Genomic DNA, 18,979 nt, shown 5'->3' with positions numbered 1-18,979 from the left:
GGACAAAAAAAGGAGGGCTTGTCGTGCAGCCTACCCAGCAAGCCGCGAATGCCTGGGCATTCTCTTCCTGCTTGTTCTGGCCAAGCTGTTCAACTTCTTCGACCGCAGCATTGCGGCGAGCATCACCGAGGCGATTAGCCGGAGGTGGAGCCTGAGCGACCTGTAGCCCGGTCTGATCGGTGCGGCCGTCACCATCGGCCATGGCCTGGCCGGCGCACCCTGGGCAGTGTGAAGCCGTAGGGTGCGTCGCTTTTTACATCCACCAGAGCGGTGGATCGGTAAAGCGTGACCGCCCCTACGGCGCTCGGTTGGTGCGCTCAGGGCACCAGCAGGATCTTGCCGTCACGTTCGCCGCTGGCGGCGGCTGCTACGGCGTCCTTGATGTGTTCCAGGTCATAGGTAGCAGCGACGCGGGTCTTCAGCTTGCCACTGGCGATCAGTTGCACCAGCTCGCCGAACACCTTCATCTGCTGCGCCGGGCTGGCTTGCTGGAACCACTTGGCCAGCCAGAAACCGCGCAGGGTCACGTCACGGAACACGAACGAGGAGGGCGAAACCTGGCAGGACTGGCCGCTCATCATGCCGTAGTTGACCAGCACGCCGCCGTTGGCCAGGGCTGCTGCCAGGTTGTCGGTGCTGACGCCGCCGACCGCATCGATGCCCAGACGAACTTCGGCGCCGCCAGTGGCTGCGCGCACACGCTTGGCCAGGTCCGGGCCGTCGACCAGCACCAGGTCACCGCCTTCGGCCTCGACGCCCGCGATGGCCGAATCACGGCGTACCACGTTGATGGTCTTGAAACCGCGCAGCTTGGCGAGCTGGATCAGGTAGCTGCCGACCCCAGAGTTGGCGGCGTTCTGGATCACCCAGTCGCCCGGCTTGAGGTCGACGAACTCGCTGAGCAGCAGCGAGGCGGTGGGTGGGTTGACGGTGAGCATGGCCAGCTGCAGCGGGTCGGCGTCCGGCAGCGGGATGAGTTTCTCCGCCGGGGCATTCAGAGCCGTGACCCAGGTACCGCAGCCGACCGGCAGTAGCACGGTCTGGCCGACCTTGAAGTTGCTCACGCCTTCACCGAGCGCCTCGACCTTGCCCACACCTTCGTTGCCGCCCACGGCGGGCAGCGGCGGCAGCATGCCGTAGGCGCCGGTCAGGGTCAGCACGTCGGACGGGTTGATCGGCGCAGCCAGTACCTTGACCCGCACTTGCCCGGCAGCGGGCTCCGGCAGTTGCAGTGGCACCGCGCTGATCACGTCCTGCGGCACCGGGCCGCGTTGCTGGTATTCGGCTTTGAGCATGGTCTTGGTCTCCTGAAGGCAGGCGCAAAATGCGTGCAGCCAGTCTAGCCTCGATAAGGCAAAGCGGAATGAATCGGCCGGCATCCACTGTGGTTATGAAGGTGGCCTGGCGTCTATGCTCTGGCGGGACCGACAGTGGGGGAGATGATGTTCAGAGCGTGGCTGGTGTTGATGTTGTCGTGCCTGAGTGCGACGGCTGCGGCGCAGGTGCTGCACGTCGGCTTCGGTACGCACAAGCCGCCTTATGTGTTCGAGGGGGAGCCGCGTGGCCTGGAATATGAGCTGGTGGAGCGCGCCGCGCATAATGCCGGCTTCGAGCTGACCGCCTATTACGCGCCCATGGAACGTCTGCACCTGATGCTGCGTCGCGGCGAGATAGATGCCATCACCACCACTAACGAAAGTAGTGGCGTGCCGGCGTTCTACTCGGACGTCTACATCCATTATCAGAACATGGCGGTGGCGCTGGCCAAGCGCGGTTATCACATCGAACGAATCGCCGATCTCGGCAATTACTCCATCAGCACCTTTCAGCGTGCAAGGTGGTTGATGGGGCCGGAGTTCGAGCGCATGGCCAAGAACAATCCGCGCTACCGCGAGGAGGCATCGCAGATCAATCGCAACCGCCTGCTCTACAGCGGGCGCATCGATATCGTGGTGGGCGACAAGCGCATCATCCGCTACCTGGATCGTGATGTTGCCGACCAGGTTGACGTGACCCAGCCCTTGGCCTGGTTCGATATTTTTCCGCCCACGCTTTACCGCGTCGGCTTTCGTCTTGACGAACAACGCCGGCGTTTCAACGAAGGGCTGCGCCTGTTGCGTGAGTCCGGCGAATACCAGCGCATCGAGCAGCGTTACCAGATGGACTGAAACCTGAGGAAACTTTTGCAAGGCTGCCACGGCTGAGGGGCTGTTGCACTATGGCCGCTTGTCTGACGCCTGGAGACGCCACGATGCCGCGCCTGAAACCCCTCGCTGCCCTCGGTCTGGTCGCTTTGTTCGGTTACCAGCAAAGCCTCGCCGAAGACCGGCAGCTGAGCTCCGAGCTGGGGCCGCTGAACGTTCACACCGTCGCCGAAGGTCTGGCCAACCCCTGGGCGGTCGCCTTCCTGCCGGACGGGCAGGGCTATCTGGTCAGCGAGCGGCCGGGAGCGTTGCGCCGGGTCAGTGCAGAGGGTGAGGTGTCCGCGCCGCTGCGTGGCGTGCCCGAGGTCTTCGCCGTCGGTCAGGGCGGTTTGCTTGACGTGGTGCTGTCGCCTGATTTCGCCGAGGACCGTCTGGTCTATCTGTCCTACGCCGAGCAGGGCGACGGCGCGGCAGGTACGGCTGTCGGGCGCGGCAAGCTGTCGGCCGATGCCACGGCGCTGGAGGGTTTCGAGGTGATCTTCCGCCAGCAACCGAAACTGTCCAGTGGCACGCACTTCGGTTCGCGCCTGGTGTTCGACCGCGATGGCCACCTGTTCATCGCCCTGGGCGACAACAACAATCGTCCCACCGCGCAGGACCTCGACAAGCTGCAGGGCAAGCTGGTGCGCATCTTCCCGGACGGGCGCATCCCCGAGGACAACCCCTTCGTCAGCCGTGACGGCGCGCGTGCGGAAATCTGGTCCTATGGCCATCGCAACCAGCAGGGCGCGGCGCTCAACCCCTGGAGTGGCCGCCTGTGGACCCATGAGCATGGTCCGCGCGGTGGCGACGAAATCAACATTCCCGAGGCCGGCAAGAACTACGGTTGGCCACTGGCGACCCACGGCATCAACTATTCGATGCTGGCGATTCCCGAGGCCAAGGGCAAAACCGTGGAAGGCACCGAGGCGCCTCATCATGTCTGGGAAAAATCACCGGCCATCAGCGGCATGGCTTTTTACGATGCCGAGCGTTTCCCGGCCTGGCAGCACAACCTGTTCATCGGTGCGCTCTCCGGTCAGGCACTGATTCGCCTGCAGCTCGACGGCGACAGGATCACCCATGAGGAACGCTTGCTGGAATCGCTGAAGGTGCGGGTACGCGACGTGCGGCAGGGACCGGATGGCTATGTCTACGTGCTGACGGATGCGCCGAAAGGGCAGTTGCTGCGCCTGGGGCTGGCGAGCGAGTAAAGGGTGCCTCTAAAAACGTAGGCGAGGCAGTCAGCGCAAGGCGAAAACGGGCGAAAAAGCGCAGTTTACGAGTTGTAAATGAGCATTTTGATCGGACTCGCGCACGAGCCTGTTTTTAACGCAGCGATGACAACGCAGGTAGTTTTAAGAGGTGCCCTGAGCGGGGAGGGGCTGGGTGCGCGATGCACACCCGAAGCGATCACTTCTTGCTGATGGTGATCTGGCGAGTACCGCCGTAAGTCTGGCCGCTGACGCCTTTGGCGATCTGCTGGATTTCGCCGCCACCCTGCAGGAAGGCAGCAATCTGCGCCTCGATGGACTCGCGGGTTTCCACGGCAGGGGCGGGTTTGCTGACTTTGCTGGAGGAAGACTTCACGCGCAGGGTGGCCATGACCTTGATCTCTTTCAGAAGGGCGGCCGGCCATTATGCCTCAATTCGCCTATTTCTGCTCGCTTAATCGCCCGGATACATACCATAACGCTGCGCATGGAGGGCTTTTCGCTGCAATTTATGGCTTGTTTCCCAGGTACTTATGCCGCCATTCGACCGGCCGTCGCTTCGCCACGCTGCCAGCCCGGTCGCGGATTAACTCGGGTAGAATGGCCGGCTGTTTTGGTGAGGTGAAACGCGATGGCCTTGATTGGGCGGATGAATTCTTTGCAGGTGGTCAAGCACACCGATTTCGGTCTGTATCTGGACGGTGGTGCGGATGGCGAAATCCTCCTGCCCAAGCGCTACATCCCCAAGGACACGCCGAGCGAAGTCGAAGACTGGCTCAACGTGTTTCTCTACCTCGACAGCGAAGACAAGCTGATCGCCACCACGCTGAAACCGAAGATCCAGCTGGGTGAGTTCGCCAGCCTCAAGGTGGTGGACATCAACCGTGTCGGCCTGTTCTTCGACTGGGGCCTGCCCAAGGACCTGCTGCTGCCGCATTCCGAAGAGAAGCGCCCGCTGCAGATCGGCGACTATTGCGTGATCTACCTCTATCTGGACAAGCGCACCCGTCGCCTCACCGCCACTGCGCGCCTGGACCGCTACCTGGACAAGGTGCCGGCCAACTATCAGGTCGGCCAGGAAGTCGATCTGCTGGTGGTCGAGCGTACCGATCTCGGCTTCAAGGCCATCATCGACGGCAAGCACTGGGGCCTGATCCACAAGAACGAGCTGTTCAAGTTCATCCGCAGTGGCATGCGCGAGAAGGGCTACATCAAGGAGCTGCGCGCCGATGGCAAGATCAGCCTGAGCCTGCAGCCCATCGGCCAAGAAGCTGCCAGTGGCCTGGCCGAGCAGATCATCGAGCGCTTGCGGGCGCAGGGCGGCATGCTGGCGCTGGGCGACAAGAGCTCGCCAGAGCTGATCGCCGAGCAGTTCCGGGTCAGCAAGGGCAACTTCAAGAAGGCCATCGGTGGTCTCTACAAGCAGGGCCTGATTCGCATCCACGACGACCGCATCGAACTGCTCGACAACTGATGTTGCCGTGACTTGAGCGCGAGCGCGGCAACTCGCATAATGCCGTCGTTTCCCGCCGGTGTAGCTCAGTCGGTAGAGCAGCGCACTCGTAACGCGAAGGTCGTAGGTTCGATTCCTATCTCCGGCACCATTTCCAGCAAAGGGTCAGCTTCGGCTGACCCTTTGTCGTTTCAGCGCTGAAAATTCCCTCGCGCTGTTGTCAAAGCCGGGGTGATGATGGTTTCGGGTTTCAGGCGTTCGACGTCTGCCCGGGCTCAGATGGGAGGTGCTCATGTTCATTCGTTCGCTGGTGTTGATCCTGGCTGCGACGTTGGCCGGTGCTGCGTTCGCCGACCAGCCGCAGACCATTCGCGTCATTCCCAAGAGCTACGTCAGCCCAGGGGCCAGCGGTAGCGTCTCGGGTTCGTCGAGCTATGAGCAGCACAACCTCTATGGCGGGCAGCGTCTGCCGCAGGGCAGCGTGCGCCAGGAAAGCAATTATGGCAGCTACTCCAGCGAAAGCCGTGGTGGCATCCGGCAGAGCACCGAATATCCAGGTGGGCTGATCATCGAGCGCCAGCCTGGCAGCGGCAGTTATCAACAACAGCGCAGCCGCTGACGCCTCAATGGCTGGCGGTGGTCTTGCTCTGGCCGCTCGGGGCTTCGGCGATCACCGCGCGGTTGCGTCCCTCGCTCTTGGCTCGATACAGGCATTCATCGGCGCGCTGCAGCCAGCTTTCCCAGTGCTCGCCACCGTGCAGGATGGCGCCGCCGATGGAGACGGTCACCGCGCCGCCCGGGCTCTGCAGTTCGTTGGCGACGCGGCTCAGCAGGTTCTGCGCAGCGGCGCGCAGCCCCTCGACCTCGGTATTGGGCAGTAGCAGCAGGAACTCCTCGCCGCCGAAGCGAAACAGCTGGTCTTCCTTGCGTGAGCAGCGCTTGATCAGCTCGACGAACGCCACCAGCACCTGGTCGCCGACATGGTGGCCGAAACGGTCGTTGATCTGCTTGAAATGGTCCAGGTCCATCACCAGCAGGCCGTAGCTGTCGCTGTGGCGGCGATGGCTGGCCATGGCGATTTTCAGCTCTTCGTTCATCGCCCGGCGATTGTGCGCGCCGGTCAGCGGGTCATGAATGGCCAGCAGTTGCAGCTGGTCGCGCTGGGTACGGGTGCGGAAGGCGAAGATGAAGCTGAGCACGCTGGCCATCATGCAGGTGACCAGGAACGACACCATCTGGTAGTGGCTTTCGAACACGCTGCCGGGCACCAGCAGGGCATGGCTGACCAGACTGACCAACACCAGTGAGGTGGCCAGCAGGGCCTTGCCGGGTGTGACCATGAAGAAATTGAAGAGGATCAGTGGGTAGATCCAGAACAGGCCATTGACCCCCAGGTTGATGGCGATCAGCGTGGCACTGACGGAGAACACGGCGGCCAGGTAGATGCCGGGTTTGACCGTGTCACGGGTTATCCAGGCGTAGAGCACGGCGGCCAGCGTGGAGAAGACGATGACGGTGTCGGCGATGCCGACCAGGTAGTTGCCAGTGAGCAAACGGTAGACGGCGTAAGGAGAGATGCCAAGGACGCCGAACAGCCCCATCAGGGTGATGATCGATAGCTGGAAATCCTTGCGCAAGCGCTTCAGCAAACGAGCGGTCTGGGTGGCCATAGCGTTTCTTTTCGTCGTTATGGACCTAGCATGCAGAGCTTTGACCGCTAATGGCAAGGGGCATTCCTGAGCAAAGTGCCAGTGTTTTGGCCCAGGCCGAGAGGCTGCTCAGTGGGCGCGCAGCGAGAGTAACGACTTGCTGCGTTGGTAGCGGGCCAGCCGTTCGGCCAGTTCTGCCGGCAGGGGGTGGCCAACCTCGAAGCCTTGGCGCTGGTAAAAGCTTTGCAGATCAGGATGGCAGAACAGCCAGATCGCCTCGGGATGCTGCGCCAGAGCGTGATCGAGCAGGGTCGCGGCCAGCCCCTGGCGGCGCAGCGCGGTAGCGACGAACAGGCCGGTGAGCCACTGCCCACCGGCGACTGCCCGCAGGCTGAGTGCTGCGACGATTTCCCCCACCTGTTCGGCGACCCAGATCTCGTCGCCCGCTTGGCTGCGCATCGGTGAGCGTTGGCTACGGTAGAACTTGTCGACCAGTGGGCGCAGCAGCGGCGGAAGGGGGCGGTAATACAGTGGGGTCATCGGTACGGAAGCAGCGGGGCGGTGGATCATTTAAGCAGAAGCCGGCCGCCAGGGTGCGCGTGCGCACCCTGGCGGCGATTCAGGCTGGGGCCAGGCGGCGTCGCTCGGCGCGTATTTCCGGCAGATCACTGCGGCGCAGATAGACGCGCAACGGCTCGCTGAGATTGACCCGGTCATCGATGCGCTGTTCCTGCAGCCAGGCCAGGCGCTGGCGATCCAGGCGCATCAGCTCGCCTTCGTCGGCGTGCCAGACGTATTCGCAGGTGGGGGTGATGGTGTCGGCCGGCACATCGAGGCCGAAGCTGTCTTCGGAGAAGCGCAGCAGGTACTGCTCGGTCTTGGCGTTGTAGCCGACGAAGCCTTGCAACTGGTCGGCTGCCTGGCAGATCTGGGCGGACGTGATACTCATGGCAAACCTCGTTTCCTATGGGGTTTGCAGGCAAGGCGAATGGTTCTGGTTATCGGCGCAGCCTAATCGCTGGGGCTGTCACCTGCGTTGCCGTGGATCAAGAAACCGTTGGAGGTCGTGTTGACGTCGCTCGCGACGGCCCTAAAGGGTGGCCGCCAGAGCCGGCAGCACCTGATCGCGCAGCAGGGGCGCCAGGTCATCGGGCAGCGGCTCGGTGGTGTCGAGCCAGCGCAGTTCTTCCAGCTCGGCGGCGGGCTGAACGGCGTGGGGCAGGGTGGCGCGGAAGATGTCAGCGTGCACCCAGGTGTCGGCCTCGTTGGCGGCGGGCGCCTGGAACTGGCCGACAGGTTGCAGCGCGGCGGCAGGCAGTTGCAGCTCCAGCTCTTCCAGCAGTTCACGTTCGAGCGCCGACAGTGCGTCTTCGCCTGCTTCGCGCTTGCCGCCAGGCAGCATGAAGAAACGGGTGTGGCGCTTGCGCACCAGCAGCAGGCGGCCACGTTCGTCGAACAGGCAGGCTGCGGCTATGTGGAGAGTGGTTTTCATGAGGTCAGCGTCGGGCGCCCGAGCCGGGCGCCCGACGAATATCAGCCGGCGAGGCCGACGTAGACGTTCTGTACGTCGTCGTGACCGTCGATGGCTTCGAGGAAGGCCTCGACTTCTTCCATCTGCTCCGGTGTCAGGCTGCTTACCGGGTTCTTCGGGCGGTAACCGAGCTTGGCCGAGTTGACGGTGAAGCCCTGCTCCGGCAGCGCCTTGCACACGGCGTCGAGGTCGGTCGGGTCGGTGATGAACAGGGTCGAACCTTCGTCATCGGGCACGAAGTCCTGGGCACCGGCTTCGATGGCCGCCAGTTCCGGGTCGGAGTCATCTTCGGTGGTGGCTTCGATCAGGCCGACGTGGTCGAAGTCCCAGCTCACCGAACCGGAGGCACCGAGCTGGCCCTTGCGGAACAGCACGCGAATTTCGGCGACGGTGCGGTTGACGTTGTCGGTCAGGCACTCGACGATCACCGGCACCTGGTGCGGGGCGAATCCTTCGTACTGGGTGCGCTCGTAGTTGATCACCTCACCGGACAGACCGGCGCCTTTCTTGATGGCGCGCTCCAGGGTGTCCTTGGGCATCGAGGCTTTCTTGGCCTGATGCACGGCCAGGCGCAGCTTGGGGTTCATGTCCGGGTCGGCGCCGTTACGCGCGGCGAGCATGATTTCCTTCACCAGCTTGCCGAAGATCTTGCCTCGGGCATTGGCGGCGGCTTCTTTGGGTTTGGCTTTCCACTGGGCGCCCATCTGGGGTCTCCTGGCCGATAGGTGATACGGCGTCAGCGCAGGTTGCGGCGTGACGATCGGATAGGCTGCGGATTCTAGTGCCTTGCGCGCTCAACGGCACCTGCAATTTCCGTCGACGGGAGGTAGAACCCGGCACAGGAGGGCTGTGCCGGGGCAAAGCGCAGGTCAGGCGAGGGGAGAATGACTGCCCAACAGGGTGGTATGGCCCTGTTTCTTCGATCGCTTGGCTTCGCGTTTTTCATGCGCGGTCTTCTGCGGCTTCTTCTTGCTTTCCTTGTGTGAATCTTGGCTCTTGCTCATGGTGGTTACTCCGGAAAATGGATCATGGACTGGACGTATACGTACTGGTCACTACCACCTCCTCGGCCACCGGGCCGTCTGCAAAGCGCATGCGCTGTATGAAGCATAGTCGCTGGAGAGTAACAGGTTGTGGCCAAGCGCCGGTCGATATTTGGGTGGCTTGTTCAGCGGTCGAGGCGGCTGTCGAGGTGGGCGCCGTGCTGGCCTCGCGACAGTTGCTTCCAGGCCTTCGATGCCATCACTGCCTACAACCTGTGCGCTCGGAGCCACGGCAGCGGCGCGCGAGCTGCTTGATCTCTGACGACGCTTGCCTGACTTGGCCGGGCGCAGGAACATGGCGGCCCTGCGCATTCGTCAGAAGGAGTTGCTCATGTCGCGTTGGGCGCTGATCACCGGGTTGATGCTGGTCACGGGGATTGCCCAGGCAGCCGCCGAACAGGTGCCGTTGTACCGGGAAATCAAGGATTGGGTGGTGGCCTGCGACAACCAGCGCGGTTGCCAGGCGCTGAGCGCCCGTGACGGTTTCGAATACACCCCTTTGGCTTTGCACCTGCAGCGTGACGCTGGTGCGCAGGCGCCGGTGAAGCTGTATGTGCGTGATGTCGAGCAGCGGGGTTTCGCGCCGCTGTTGCTCGACGGCAAAGCGCTGGCGAACGCCAAGGCCTTGCACCGGTTGCAACAGAACGACGAGACGCTGCTGCTGGCCGAGGGCGCCGATGCGCAGGCGCTGTTGGCCGAGTTGCGCAATGGCGAGCAGTTAAGCATGCCGGCGGAGCGCGAATCCGACGCTGTGGTGTCGCTCAGTGGGCTTTCCGCCGCCTTGCTGCTGATGGATGCCGTCCAGGGCCGGGTCGCTACCCGCAGTGCGTTGTACCGCCCGGGGCCGCGGCCGGACAGCGAGGTGCCGTCTGCAGCGCCGGCAGCGCATCTGCCTGCCTATCCGGGTACCACGCCGCTGTCGGAGGCCGAGAGTCGGAGCATTGCTGAGGCCGTGATGGCGCAGACGCGTGACGCCTGGATCGAGGAAGAAATGGACGACGAGCCGGAGGCCGAGGCCTTCGCCCTCAACGAGCGCGAGGCGCTGGTGATCATTCGTACCTGGTGCGCGGCCTACAACTGCGATTTCGCGGTGTATCGCGTGGATCGTCAGCGGCCACATGCGCAGCGGGATCTGCAGCTCGATCCGCTACCGTTGGGGCATGGCGGATTGTCCGGATGGGTGAGTTACAGCCCCGATACCGGTGAGCTGGCCTATCTGTACAAGGGGCGCGGAATTGCCGACTGCGGCGAGACCGGCAGTTGGCGCTTCGACGGTGAGCGTTTTCGACTGGCCTCGTTCAGCTTCATGGGGCGCTGTGCCGGCGGCAACCCCGGCGAGTGGCCGCAGCTGTGGCGCGTAGCCGAGCCTTGAGCGAGAGCACGGGTCAGAGGTAGCGCCAGATCAGCTGGATGCCTGCCAGCAGAATGCCCAGCCGGGCGATGCGGTAGAACCACAGGTGGTTGACCCGTGACTGCAGCCACAGGCCGCTCCATACACCCAGCGGCACGATGGGCGCGAGCATCAGGCTGAGCAGCAGGTTTTCCTGGGTGAACTGGCCCAGAGCCGCGTAGGGAAACAGCTTCGCGGCATTGGTCAGCAGGAAGAACAGGTTGATCGTGGCGACGAAGCGGACCTTGTCCAGTTGCTGTGGCATCAGGTGCATCATCACCGGCGGGCCGCCGGCGTGGGCGACGAAACTGGTGAATCCGGCCAGGCTCGACAGCAGCGTGCCACGGCCCTTGTGCAGCGGTCGCGGCGCCTGGTTGCCAATCACCAGCCCAAGCCCGATGAAGACGATGGCGATCCCCCCGATCAGCAGGCCGATGGCGCGTTCGTCGAACAAACCGAAAGTCAGCGAGCCGATGGCAATGCCGATCACCGCGCCGGGCAGCATGACCTTGAGGTTGGCGCTATCCCATTTGCCCCAGTAGGCCTTCAGGCCCACCACATCGGCCAGGCAGAGAATCGGCAGCATCACCGCCACTGCCTGTTTCGGTGAGGTGGCCAGTGCCAGCAGCGGCACAGCGATGCCACCCAGGGCGCCACCGAAGCCGCCCTTGGACAGTCCGGTGAGAAACACCGCCGGCAGGGCGAACAGGAGAAAGTCGTGCAGGGTCATGAATGTGCAGTAACGATGCAGAGGCGCGCAGGTTAGCAGTCGCTTACTGCTGTGTGGCTTTTTTCCTCGGCGTCTGTGTCTGTCTGCTGCCGCGCGAGGCTGCTCTAATGCCCGCTCACTCAATGCGAGGCTCGTGCTCATGTCACCCAAGGATCTGCTGCTGGCACTGCTGGTGATCGTCGTCTGGGGGCTGAACTTCGTGGTCATCAAGATCGGCCTGCACGGCATGCCGCCGCTGCTGATGGGCGCGCTGCGCTTCATGCTCGCGGCGTTCCCGGCGATCCTCTTCGTGCGTCGGCCACAAGTGCCGCTGCGCTGGATGCTGGCCTATGGCATGACCATTTCCCTGGGGCAGTTCGCCTTTCTCTTCTATGCCATGTACGTCGGCATGCCGGCCGGCCTGGCTTCGCTGGTGCTGCAGTCGCAGGCCTTCTTCACCCTGTTCTTCGCCGCGCTGTTTCTCGGCGAACGGCTGCGAGGCAGCAACCTGTTCGGCCTGCTGGTGGCGGCCAGCGGTCTTGTACTGATCGGTTTGCAGGGCGGGCAGGCGATGACCCTGGCCGGTTTCGCCCTGACCATCGCCGCCGCGTCGATGTGGGCGCTGGGCAATGTGGTCACGCGCAAGCTGGGCAAGGTCAACCTGGTTGGCCTGGTGGTCTGGGGCAGCCTGATCCCGCCGCTACCGTTCCTGGCATTGTCGCTATGGCTGGAGGGGCCGGAGTTGATCAGCCACTCGCTGCGCACGCTCAGCCTGGACTCGCTGCTGGTGCTGGCCTACCTGGCATTCGGCGCGACCATTCTCGGTTACGGGCTATGGAGCCGCCTGTTGTCGCGCTACCCGGCCAGCCAGGTGGCACCGTTCTCGCTGCTGGTGCCGGTGGTGGGCATCAGTTCTTCGGCGCTTCTGTTGGGCGAGCGCCTTGGTGCATTGCAGATGGTCGGCGCCGCGCTGGTCATGGCCGGGTTGTTGATCAACGTCTGGGGCGGGCGTTTGCTCGATAGTTGGCGGCAGCGCGCGGCGACGCTGCCGTAAGGGCTGTTCAGTCCTGCGTTTTTTTTCCGGTAGGCGTTCGAGGATCTGATCCAGGCGTTGCTGGATGCGTTGGTCGATCTTCTCGTGCAGGCGCATGATTTCCAGTTCGGCGCGCAGGTTCACCTCGAAGTCCAGACTCGCGGCCAGGCGATCCTTCGCCGCCTGGCGGTTCTGGCTCATCATGATGATCGGCGCCTGGATCGCGGCCAGGGTCGACAGCATCAGGTTGAGAAAGATGTACGGGTAGGGGTCGAAGGCCATGCCGAAGTGCGACAGCACGTCGGTGTTGATCAGCATCCAGCCGAGCATGATCAGCCCGAAGCTGATGATGAAGGTCCAGGAGCCGCCGACTGCGGCGACCTTGTCCGAGAGCCGCTCACCGAAGCTCGACTGTTGGTCCGAAACATCGGCCACGTCGCGACTGATAGGGCGGCGCTGGCGGATCTGTTCGAGCACATGGCTTTCTTCCGGCTCGAGTTCGTGAATGGCTTTGCCAAGCAGGTGCTGGGCGAGTTGTTGCAGTGGGTGTGCGGTGTTGTTGCTCATCGTGGCCATTTATCCGAGGCAGAGACGTTGAGGCGATGCTGAACCGCTTCAGACCGCTTGTCATCTCCGATGTTCGCTATCAGCCTCGGTGCTTTCCATGCGGTTGCGGCCCTTACTCTTGGCCCGATACAGCGCCTGATCGGCTGCTTCGATCAATGCCAGCGCCAGTACCGAGCTGTCTTGCTGGTCAGGCGTGAGATTGGCCACGCCGGCGCTGACGGTGACGCGTGCGAAAGGGCTCGCTTCATGAGCCAGGTGGCGCTGCTCCAACGCCTGCATGAAGCCCAGTGCCACGGCCTCGGCACCTTCGCCCGTGGTGTTCGGCAGGATCACCGCCAGTTCCTCGCCGCCATAGCGCGCGGCCAGATCGCCTGGTCGGCGCACGCACTGCTTGAGCAGCGCCGCCACCGTGCGCAGGCAGTCATCGCCGGCGACATGGCCGTAGCGGTCGTTGTAGCGCTTGAACAGATCGATATCGAACAGCAGCAGTGACAGTGACGAGCCCCGGCGCTGCGCTCGGCGGATCTCCACTTCCAGGGTCTGGTCGAAACTGCGGCGGTTGGCCAGGCCGGTCAGGCTGTCCTGCGAGGCGAGCACTTCCAGTCGCGAGTTGGCGTCGAGCAGCTCTTCCTGAGCAAGCAACAACTGGCGCTCGGTGCGCGAGCGGCGGCGGATATCGACGATAAGGCTCTGGCCGATGCCCCCGACGGCGATCAGCAACAGCAGAATCAGGCCAGTGAACAGCTGGGCATCGTGGCGCCAGGGAGCGAGGGCATCCTCGCGGCTGAGCGCGACGATGGTGATCAGCGGCAGGCGATCGTTGCGACGAAAGGCGTAGACACGCTTGACCCCGTCGATGCGTGAGGTCTGTTCGGAGGTCGCTTCGTGATGGTCGCGCAGCAGTTGCAGGACGGGCGAGTCGGACCAGTCCATGCCGACATCCTGCTCACGGAAGGGTTGGCGAAACAGCAGCTTGGCGTCGCCGGTGGACAGGCTCATGGAGCCGTGCTCGCCGAGGTCCAGACTGCCGAAGAAACTCAGAAAATGCTCGACATCCAATGTCACCGCAACCACGCCAGCGAAATGCCCGTCACTGTCGTTCAGCCGCCGGCTTACCGTGAAGACCCAGTCTCCGGTGATACGGCTTTTGATGGTGGGGCCAATGTACGTGTCGGTAGAGGGATCGGCGCGGTGATGAAGGAAAAAGGCGCGATCAGCGGCGTTGGGGCTTTGCTCGGGAGGCCGGGGCGATGACAGCAGGCGATTGCCCTGTGGGTCATAGATGATGATTGCATTGGCCAGGCCGAGCACTGCTCTCTGCTTCTGCAGCAAGGCCCGCAGGCGCTCTGGTTGCTGCATCGCCAGGCCGTTCTGCAGACGATCGCTCAGCTCGATCAGTACCAGTTCGGATTGCCGGATGACCCCTTCCGTGTAGTTGTCCAGTGCCTGGACCAGGTTGAGGTTGGCGACGTTCAGTTCATGCAACGCGCGCTCACGAGAGAACCAGACCTGCCAGGCGGTGAGCAACGCCAGCGACAGGCAAATGAATACCAGCAGAATGGAGGTGAGCCGAATACCGCGTTTCATGGCTGAAACCCAGAGCCCTACTGCAGGAGTATCGAAAAAAGGCTTGGGACAAGAAGGGCCGCGCTGGCGGCCCTTCCATCATCGGCCATCAGTCCTGACGGCTGGTGACTTCCAGCAGGTGGTAGCCGAACTGGGTCTTGACCGGACCTTGCACCACGCCGACCGGCGCACTGAAGACCACGGTGTCGAATTCCTTGACCATCTGGCCCGGGCCGAACGAACCGAGGTCGCCGCCGCTGCGGCCGGACGGGCAGGAGGAATTGTCTTTGGCCAACTGGGCGAAGTCGGCACCGCCTTCGATGGCGGCTTTCAGTTCGTTGCACTTGTCTTCGCTGGCAACCAGGATGTGGCGGGCGGTGGCGCGGGCCATGGGAGTACCTCCTTTAAGTGAAGGTGCAGAGCCTAGCGCAATCGCTTCGACAAGCAAACGGTAGGCCGTTCGTCCATCTGTCAGGAGTCGTTTCTGTACCTGGCTTGTCCCAACTTCTGTAGGCGGGCATTTGCCCTGAACTCAGGCCTGACTGAGGAGACTTGCAGATGAACACTCTGAGCATCGACGGTTGGCGCAAAGCCGATGACGACAGCAAATCCATTCCCATCGGTACCCTGCGCTTCCATGTCAGCGAGGCCGAGCACCTGCGCCTTGAGCAGGCCGAGGAGGAGCTTCAGCGCAGTGGAATCCGCGACATGATGATCGACGCCGACACGCAGGCGCTGGAGTTGGTCATGCCGGACGGCTTCGGGGCGCTCAGCGAATGCAAGTGGCGCGTGTACATCGGCGGTGAACAAGCACGTGGCCAGTTTCATCTGCTCGGTTACAGCGCCGAAGATGGCTGCCTGATCTACAGCAACGCGGTCATGGTCGATCAACTGGGTTGAGCGTGGCAGGCAACACCTTGCCTCGGGGTGGCAAGTCCATGCCGCAGCGGTGTGAGCAAAGCCCGTCATCACTGGTCTGCAGCGGCTGGCCCGGAATCTGCTTTGCATGAGGCAAACGGACTTCACGGAGGCTCCATGACCAGCATCAACAACAGCATGCCTGCCATGCTCAGCTACTACGGCAGTCAGCTCAACAATCGGTCGGCGTCGAACAGTGCGGGAGCAGAAGGGCAGGCCGGTCAGGATCCGATTGCCGATCTGCGTCGTTTTGCCCAGCAGGTGGTGGCGCGCAGCGAAGGCGGGCTGTTGCGCGCCATGAATGGCGGTGCATCGGGCTCCAGTCAAGCCGTGCAGCGCAATGCTGACAGCCAGCCAGCGCAACCTTCGGTGATTCAGTTGCCTGACGTGATGCAGCTCGATCGCGACGATGCCGCCAAACTGCTGGCGCAGGTGCAGAAGATGGTGGATGCCGGCATGGATGGCAGCGTCGTGATCGCCGGCCATAACGGTGATAAGCAGACCGACTCGCTGGAAACCTACCGCCAGTGGCTGCAGGAGAAGGGCGGGCTCAGCGTTTACGCCTGACTCATGCCCGTTCAGCCCAGGGCCGGTTGCATGTTCTCACGGCTGATCACCCGGTTGCGCCCGGCGCGTTTCGCCGCATAGGTGCGTCTGTCCGCTGCCAGCATCAGCTCGTCCAGTGATTGCCCGTCCACCCCGAAACAGGCGACGCCAGCGCTCAAGGTCATCTGCAGTGGGCTGTCATCCACGCTCAGCGGCTGCGCAGCCAGGCGCTCGCGCAGGCTCTCGGCAATGTCGCGAGCCTGCCACGCCGTGCTGCCCGGCAGCAGCACAGCGAACTCCTCGCCGCCCAGGCGACAGAACAGATCATTGATGCGCAGGCGCTGTGCCAGCACCTTGGCGAAGTGAGCCAGGGCACGATCGCCGACGTCGTGACCGAAACGGTCGTTGATCTGCTTGAAGTGATCGATGTCGATGAACACCAGCGCCAGAGGCTTGCCACTGCGCAGCGTGTGGGCGCGTTCGCGCTCGAACACCTCGGCCAGCTTCAGCCGGTTCGGCAGCCCGGTCAGGGCATCGGTGGTGGCCTGCTCGGTCAGGTGCTTCTCGTTGAGCAGACGGCTGCGTTCATAGATATGGGCGAAGATCATCACCGCCAGACTGGACAGGCCGAGATTGGCGACGATCTCCACGTTTGCCAGGAGTTCGTCGGAGGAAAACCGTCGGCTGAACACGAACAGGCCGATGCCGACGAACAGAATCGAGCCGTACATTCCCAGGCGCAGCCCCAGCAGCAGATAGCAGATGATCGGAATTGTCTGTATCCAGGCGAACACCGCGAAGGTTGTGGTGGTCTGAGCCAGCGCCACAATCATGATGCTGAAGAACGGCAGCAGGTAAATCGCGGTCAATAGCTGCAGGTTGCGCGTTCTATCGATGATGTTCAGTAGATACAGCGACACACCGGCGTAGGCGATTTCCAGACCGGCCAACAGCCAGTTGTCGTGCAGCAGATTGACCACCGAGAAGAACAAACCGCCGCTCAAGGTGATCCATAGCAATGCCTTGAGGACCTGGCGGCGATGTTGTTCGGTCTTTGCGAGGTAACCGGGCATCAATGTTCTCGAGCTGGAAGAGCGAGTGCGCAAGTTGTGTGATGACGATAGATGGCGTCATGCAGGAACCCTGCCGTTCGTCCGCGATGCCAGTGTGCGCGGACGTTCGACGGGACTAGGAAGCCGGCGGTGATCTTGCGCCGGGTAATGCGTCAGAATCACGACGTTAGTTGGGAGAGGGCTGTATGACAACAACAATGAGCAACTGGGGATGGCCGCGCTGCCTGATGGCGCTGCTGTTGCTGGGCGTCTGGGGGGCGGCGCAGGCTGCCGAGGATCAGGCACTGATCGAAACGATCAACGCCTATCGCGCGGAGGTGCAGCGCTGTGGCGTGCAGGCCTCCGAGCCACTGCCGCCGCTGAGCAACGACCCGCGCCTGATACTGCCCGCCAATGGCACCGGTGATCTGCAGGACTCGCTGAGCGCCGCCGGTTATCCGCTGGTCAACGTACAGGCCATCACGCTCTCCGGGCCGCGCAATGCCCAGGCTGCGATGCAGGCACTGAGCGAGAGCTTCTGCCGCGTGCTGCTCGATCCGCAGTTCATCGACATAGGCGTCAGTCAGCATGATCGCGACTGGCGCATCGTACTGGCTCGTCCGCTGCTCAGTGGGCGTCTGCAAACCTGGCAGACCGAGGGGGAAAGTCTGCTGCTGCTGATCAACTCGGCCCGCGCCGAGGCGCGCCAATGTGGGGATCAGCGCTTTGCTGCCACTGCGCCACTGGTATGGAACGACGAGCTGGGCAGCGCCGCCGAGAGCCACAGCCGGGCCATGGCCAACGGCAACTTCTTCGCTCACCAGGGGCCTGATGGCCTGACGCCGGGTGACCGGGCCGAACTGGCGGGCTACAGCGGCACCAAGGTGGGGGAGAACATCGCCGCCGCGCTGGATACCACTGCCAAGGTGGTCGAGGGCTGGCTGGCCAGCTCCGGGCACTGCGCCAACATCATGAACCCGGAGTTCAGCGAGCTAGGCGCCGCCTATGCCAACGATCCGCAGAGCGATGCGGGGATCTACTGGACGGCGCTGTTTGGCGGGCAGTGAGCACTCGCCTCAGGCGACGCCGAACACCTTCGCCAGGTGCTGCTCGTAGCGCGCCACGTCGTGCTCGATGTTCGGCACTTTCATCACGTCATTGCAGATGAAGGTGGGCAGGCCGGTCATGCCGAGAAATTCGTTGGCCTTGTGGAACGGGAAGTACACCGCGTCCACGCCCTTGCCTTCGAAGAAGTCGCTCGGATCTTCGAAGGCCTGCAGCGGGGCGTTCCAGGTCAGTGACAGCATGTACTGCTTGCCCTGAATCAGCCCGCCACTGCCGTACTTCTGCGATGCATCGGAGCGGGTGCGGCCGTCGTTGGCGTAAAGGCTGCCGTGGCCGACGGTGAATACCTCGTCGAGGTACTTCTTTACCGTCCAGGGGGCGCCCATCCACCAGCCGGGCATCTGATAGATCACCACGTCTGCCCAGAGGACCTTCTGCACTTCTTCTTCAGCGTCGTAGCCACCGTCGATGAAGGTGGTCTTGACGTCGCAGCCGGCTCGGTCGAGGAAGGCCAGTGCCGCGTCATGCAAGGTGGTGTTGTATTGGCCGTGAGAGTGGGCGAAGGCTTTGCCGCCGTTGATCAGGAGGATCTTTTTCATCGGGGTTCTCCAGAAAATGTGGCGGCAGGTTATCGGGCCCTGCGCGGGCGAAACACCCCGGAACGGTCAAATCATTATTGACTTAAAGTCATGAAAGTCGCGCTGAATGCTGCGTTAAGGTGAGGCCTCTTCCCCCGCTGAGGAACCTGCCCATGCACGGCTTCATCCTTCATGCCCACACCAAGCCCGAGCGGGCCGAGGCCTTCGAGCAACTGTTTCGCGCCTATGTCGAACCCAGCCGCGCCGAGCCTGGCTGCATCGAATACCACATGCTGCGCGACGCGCAGGACCCGACGCTGTTCATCTTCTACGAGGTGTGGGCATCACCGGCGGCGCTGGCCGAGCACACGGCGCTGCCGCATATGCGCGACTTCCATGACAAGCGCATGGATTACCTGCGCCGTGATTTCGAGATTCGCCAGATCGAGATGCTCAGCCCGGCCCCATGAATGGGCGCCGCT

Annotated in this window: 23 protein-coding genes, 1 tRNA gene and 2 pseudogenes; 12 read left to right on the top strand and 14 right to left on the bottom strand. The window is 63.0% G+C overall.

The features are described from left to right. Nucleotides 1–23: 23 nt before the first annotated feature. A pseudogene (locus tag ACN8M7_RS11745) lies at nt 24–163 on the top strand (MFS transporter); the annotation flags it as partial. Between the two features lie 154 nt (nt 164–317). On the opposite strand, the gene ACN8M7_RS11740 reads toward ACN8M7_RS11745, so the two are convergent. Then, nucleotides 318–1,295 (bottom strand): zinc-dependent alcohol dehydrogenase family protein, encoded by a 978-nt coding sequence (locus ACN8M7_RS11740; protein WP_061237792.1) that lies wholly within the window; start codon nt 1,293–1,295, stop codon nt 318–320. A 171-nt stretch (nt 1,296–1,466) separates the two neighbouring features. Between ACN8M7_RS11740 and ACN8M7_RS11735 the strand changes: the two genes are divergently transcribed. Both ACN8M7_RS11735 and ACN8M7_RS11730 read left to right on the top strand, forming a co-directional pair. Continuing rightward, nucleotides 1,467–2,168 carry a substrate-binding periplasmic protein gene (locus ACN8M7_RS11735; protein ID WP_490261017.1) on the top strand — a complete coding sequence of 234 codons (702 nt, stop codon included), beginning with the start codon at nt 1,467–1,469 and terminating at the stop codon, nt 2,166–2,168. 83 nt (nt 2,169–2,251) lie between these two features. After that, the gene (locus tag ACN8M7_RS11730) at nt 2,252–3,397 is read left to right on the top strand and encodes a PQQ-dependent sugar dehydrogenase (RefSeq protein WP_490260873.1); all 1,146 of its coding nucleotides are present in this window, start codon (nt 2,252–2,254) and stop codon (nt 3,395–3,397) included. A 199-nt stretch (nt 3,398–3,596) separates the two neighbouring features. Here ACN8M7_RS11730 and ACN8M7_RS11725 read toward each other — a convergent pair whose 3' ends face one another. After that, nucleotides 3,597–3,788, bottom strand: a complete 192-nt coding sequence (locus ACN8M7_RS11725; protein WP_003462311.1) for a PFL_1563 family small protein — start codon at nt 3,786–3,788, stop codon at nt 3,597–3,599. A 240-nt stretch (nt 3,789–4,028) separates the two neighbouring features. Here ACN8M7_RS11725 and ACN8M7_RS11720 point away from each other — a divergent pair, with 240 nt between their 5' ends. The 3 genes from ACN8M7_RS11720 (at nt 4,029) to ACN8M7_RS11710 (ending at nt 5,469) form a co-directional block, all read left to right on the top strand. Beyond that, nucleotides 4,029–4,871 (top strand): CvfB family protein, encoded by an 843-nt coding sequence (locus tag ACN8M7_RS11720; RefSeq protein ID WP_061237794.1) that lies wholly within the window; start codon nt 4,029–4,031, stop codon nt 4,869–4,871. Between the two features lie 54 nt (nt 4,872–4,925). Beyond that, nucleotides 4,926–5,001, top strand: a tRNA-Thr gene (locus ACN8M7_RS11715). Nucleotides 5,002–5,142: 141 nt separating this feature from the next. Next, complete coding sequence (locus tag ACN8M7_RS11710; RefSeq protein ID WP_061237795.1) at nt 5,143–5,469, top strand: hypothetical protein; 327 nt, start codon at nt 5,143–5,145, stop codon at nt 5,467–5,469. A 4-nt stretch (nt 5,470–5,473) separates the two neighbouring features. Here ACN8M7_RS11710 and ACN8M7_RS11705 read toward each other — a convergent pair whose 3' ends face one another. The 6 genes from ACN8M7_RS11705 to ACN8M7_RS11680 form a co-directional block, all read right to left on the bottom strand. Then, nucleotides 5,474–6,520 (bottom strand): GGDEF domain-containing protein, encoded by a 1,047-nt coding sequence (locus tag ACN8M7_RS11705; protein ID WP_061237796.1) that lies wholly within the window; start codon nt 6,518–6,520, stop codon nt 5,474–5,476. 108 nt (nt 6,521–6,628) lie between these two features. Next, nucleotides 6,629–7,039 (bottom strand): GNAT family N-acetyltransferase, encoded by a 411-nt coding sequence (locus ACN8M7_RS11700; RefSeq protein WP_490261016.1) that lies wholly within the window; start codon nt 7,037–7,039, stop codon nt 6,629–6,631. A 79-nt stretch (nt 7,040–7,118) separates the two neighbouring features. Next, a complete protein-coding gene (locus ACN8M7_RS11695; protein WP_490260872.1) occupies nt 7,119–7,448 on the bottom strand; it encodes a DUF2025 family protein in 330 nt (109 codons plus the stop codon). Nucleotides 7,449–7,589: 141 nt separating this feature from the next. After that, nucleotides 7,590–7,991, bottom strand: a complete 402-nt coding sequence (locus tag ACN8M7_RS11690) for an NUDIX hydrolase (RefSeq protein WP_061237798.1) — start codon at nt 7,989–7,991, stop codon at nt 7,590–7,592. Between the two features lie 41 nt (nt 7,992–8,032). After that, complete coding sequence (locus ACN8M7_RS11685; protein WP_061237799.1) at nt 8,033–8,734, bottom strand: YebC/PmpR family DNA-binding transcriptional regulator; 702 nt, start codon at nt 8,732–8,734, stop codon at nt 8,033–8,035. 165 nt (nt 8,735–8,899) lie between these two features. After that, a complete protein-coding gene (locus ACN8M7_RS11680) occupies nt 8,900–9,034 on the bottom strand; it encodes a hypothetical protein (RefSeq protein ID WP_269451513.1) in 135 nt (44 codons plus the stop codon). Between the two features lie 370 nt (nt 9,035–9,404). On the opposite strand from ACN8M7_RS11680, the gene ACN8M7_RS11675 reads away from it, so the two are divergent. Beyond that, nucleotides 9,405–10,445: a DUF1176 domain-containing protein gene (locus tag ACN8M7_RS11675; protein ID WP_490260871.1), complete on the top strand. Its 1,041-nt coding sequence runs from the start codon at nt 9,405–9,407 to the stop codon at nt 10,443–10,445. Between the two features lie 13 nt (nt 10,446–10,458). On the opposite strand, the gene ACN8M7_RS11670 is transcribed toward ACN8M7_RS11675, so the two are convergent. Further along, nucleotides 10,459–11,193, bottom strand: coding sequence for a sulfite exporter TauE/SafE family protein (locus ACN8M7_RS11670; protein ID WP_490260870.1), 735 nt, complete (start codon nt 11,191–11,193; stop codon nt 10,459–10,461). A 139-nt stretch (nt 11,194–11,332) separates the two neighbouring features. Between ACN8M7_RS11670 and ACN8M7_RS11665 the strand changes: the two genes are divergently transcribed. Continuing rightward, on the top strand, nt 11,333–12,226 hold the full coding sequence (locus ACN8M7_RS11665) for an EamA family transporter (protein ID WP_061237801.1): 894 nt from the start codon (nt 11,333–11,335) through the stop codon (nt 12,224–12,226). Between the two features lie 111 nt (nt 12,227–12,337). Here ACN8M7_RS11665 and ACN8M7_RS11660 read toward each other — a convergent pair. From ACN8M7_RS11660 to ACN8M7_RS11650, 3 genes and pseudogenes are all read right to left on the bottom strand, one after another. Further along, nucleotides 12,338–12,523 (bottom strand): annotated as a pseudogene (locus tag ACN8M7_RS11660) (DUF1003 domain-containing protein); the annotation flags it as partial. 309 nt (nt 12,524–12,832) lie between these two features. Further along, nucleotides 12,833–14,359, bottom strand: a complete 1,527-nt coding sequence (locus tag ACN8M7_RS11655; protein ID WP_490260869.1) for a GGDEF domain-containing protein — start codon at nt 14,357–14,359, stop codon at nt 12,833–12,835. Between the two features lie 88 nt (nt 14,360–14,447). Next, nucleotides 14,448–14,729 carry a peptidylprolyl isomerase gene (locus ACN8M7_RS11650; protein WP_003462270.1) on the bottom strand — a complete coding sequence of 94 codons (282 nt, stop codon included), beginning with the start codon at nt 14,727–14,729 and terminating at the stop codon, nt 14,448–14,450. A gap of 167 nt (nt 14,730–14,896) precedes the next feature. Here ACN8M7_RS11650 and ACN8M7_RS11645 point away from each other — a divergent pair, with 167 nt between their 5' ends. Both ACN8M7_RS11645 and ACN8M7_RS11640 read left to right on the top strand, forming a co-directional pair. Beyond that, complete coding sequence (locus ACN8M7_RS11645) at nt 14,897–15,238, top strand: hypothetical protein (protein WP_061237804.1); 342 nt, start codon at nt 14,897–14,899, stop codon at nt 15,236–15,238. Between the two features lie 135 nt (nt 15,239–15,373). Next, nucleotides 15,374–15,823 carry a hypothetical protein gene (locus tag ACN8M7_RS11640; RefSeq protein ID WP_490260868.1) on the top strand — a complete coding sequence of 150 codons (450 nt, stop codon included), beginning with the start codon at nt 15,374–15,376 and terminating at the stop codon, nt 15,821–15,823. Nucleotides 15,824–15,834: 11 nt separating this feature from the next. Here ACN8M7_RS11640 and ACN8M7_RS11635 read toward each other — a convergent pair whose 3' ends face one another. After that, nucleotides 15,835–16,875: a GGDEF domain-containing protein gene (locus ACN8M7_RS11635; RefSeq protein WP_490260867.1), complete on the bottom strand. Its 1,041-nt coding sequence runs from the start codon at nt 16,873–16,875 to the stop codon at nt 15,835–15,837. Between the two features lie 185 nt (nt 16,876–17,060). Between ACN8M7_RS11635 and ACN8M7_RS11630 the strand changes: the two genes are divergently transcribed. After that, complete coding sequence (locus tag ACN8M7_RS11630) at nt 17,061–17,921, top strand: CAP domain-containing protein (protein ID WP_490260866.1); 861 nt, start codon at nt 17,061–17,063, stop codon at nt 17,919–17,921. A 9-nt stretch (nt 17,922–17,930) separates the two neighbouring features. Here ACN8M7_RS11630 and mdaB read toward each other — a convergent pair whose 3' ends face one another. Then, a complete protein-coding gene (gene mdaB, locus ACN8M7_RS11625; protein WP_490260865.1) occupies nt 17,931–18,518 on the bottom strand; it encodes an NADPH:quinone oxidoreductase MdaB in 588 nt (195 codons plus the stop codon). 152 nt (nt 18,519–18,670) lie between these two features. Here mdaB and ACN8M7_RS11620 point away from each other — a divergent pair, with 152 nt between their 5' ends. Next, nucleotides 18,671–18,967 carry a putative quinol monooxygenase gene (locus ACN8M7_RS11620; RefSeq protein WP_061237809.1) on the top strand — a complete coding sequence of 99 codons (297 nt, stop codon included), beginning with the start codon at nt 18,671–18,673 and terminating at the stop codon, nt 18,965–18,967. The last annotated feature ends 12 nt before the right edge of the window (nt 18,968–18,979 follow it).

The sequence above is a fragment of the Pseudomonas spartinae genome (assembly GCF_965197125.1).
Lineage (GTDB): Bacteria > Pseudomonadota > Gammaproteobacteria > Pseudomonadales > Pseudomonadaceae > Aquipseudomonas > Aquipseudomonas composti_A.
Note: the sequence above shows the minus strand (reverse complement) of the source record. Positions and strands in the feature narration are given on the sequence as shown.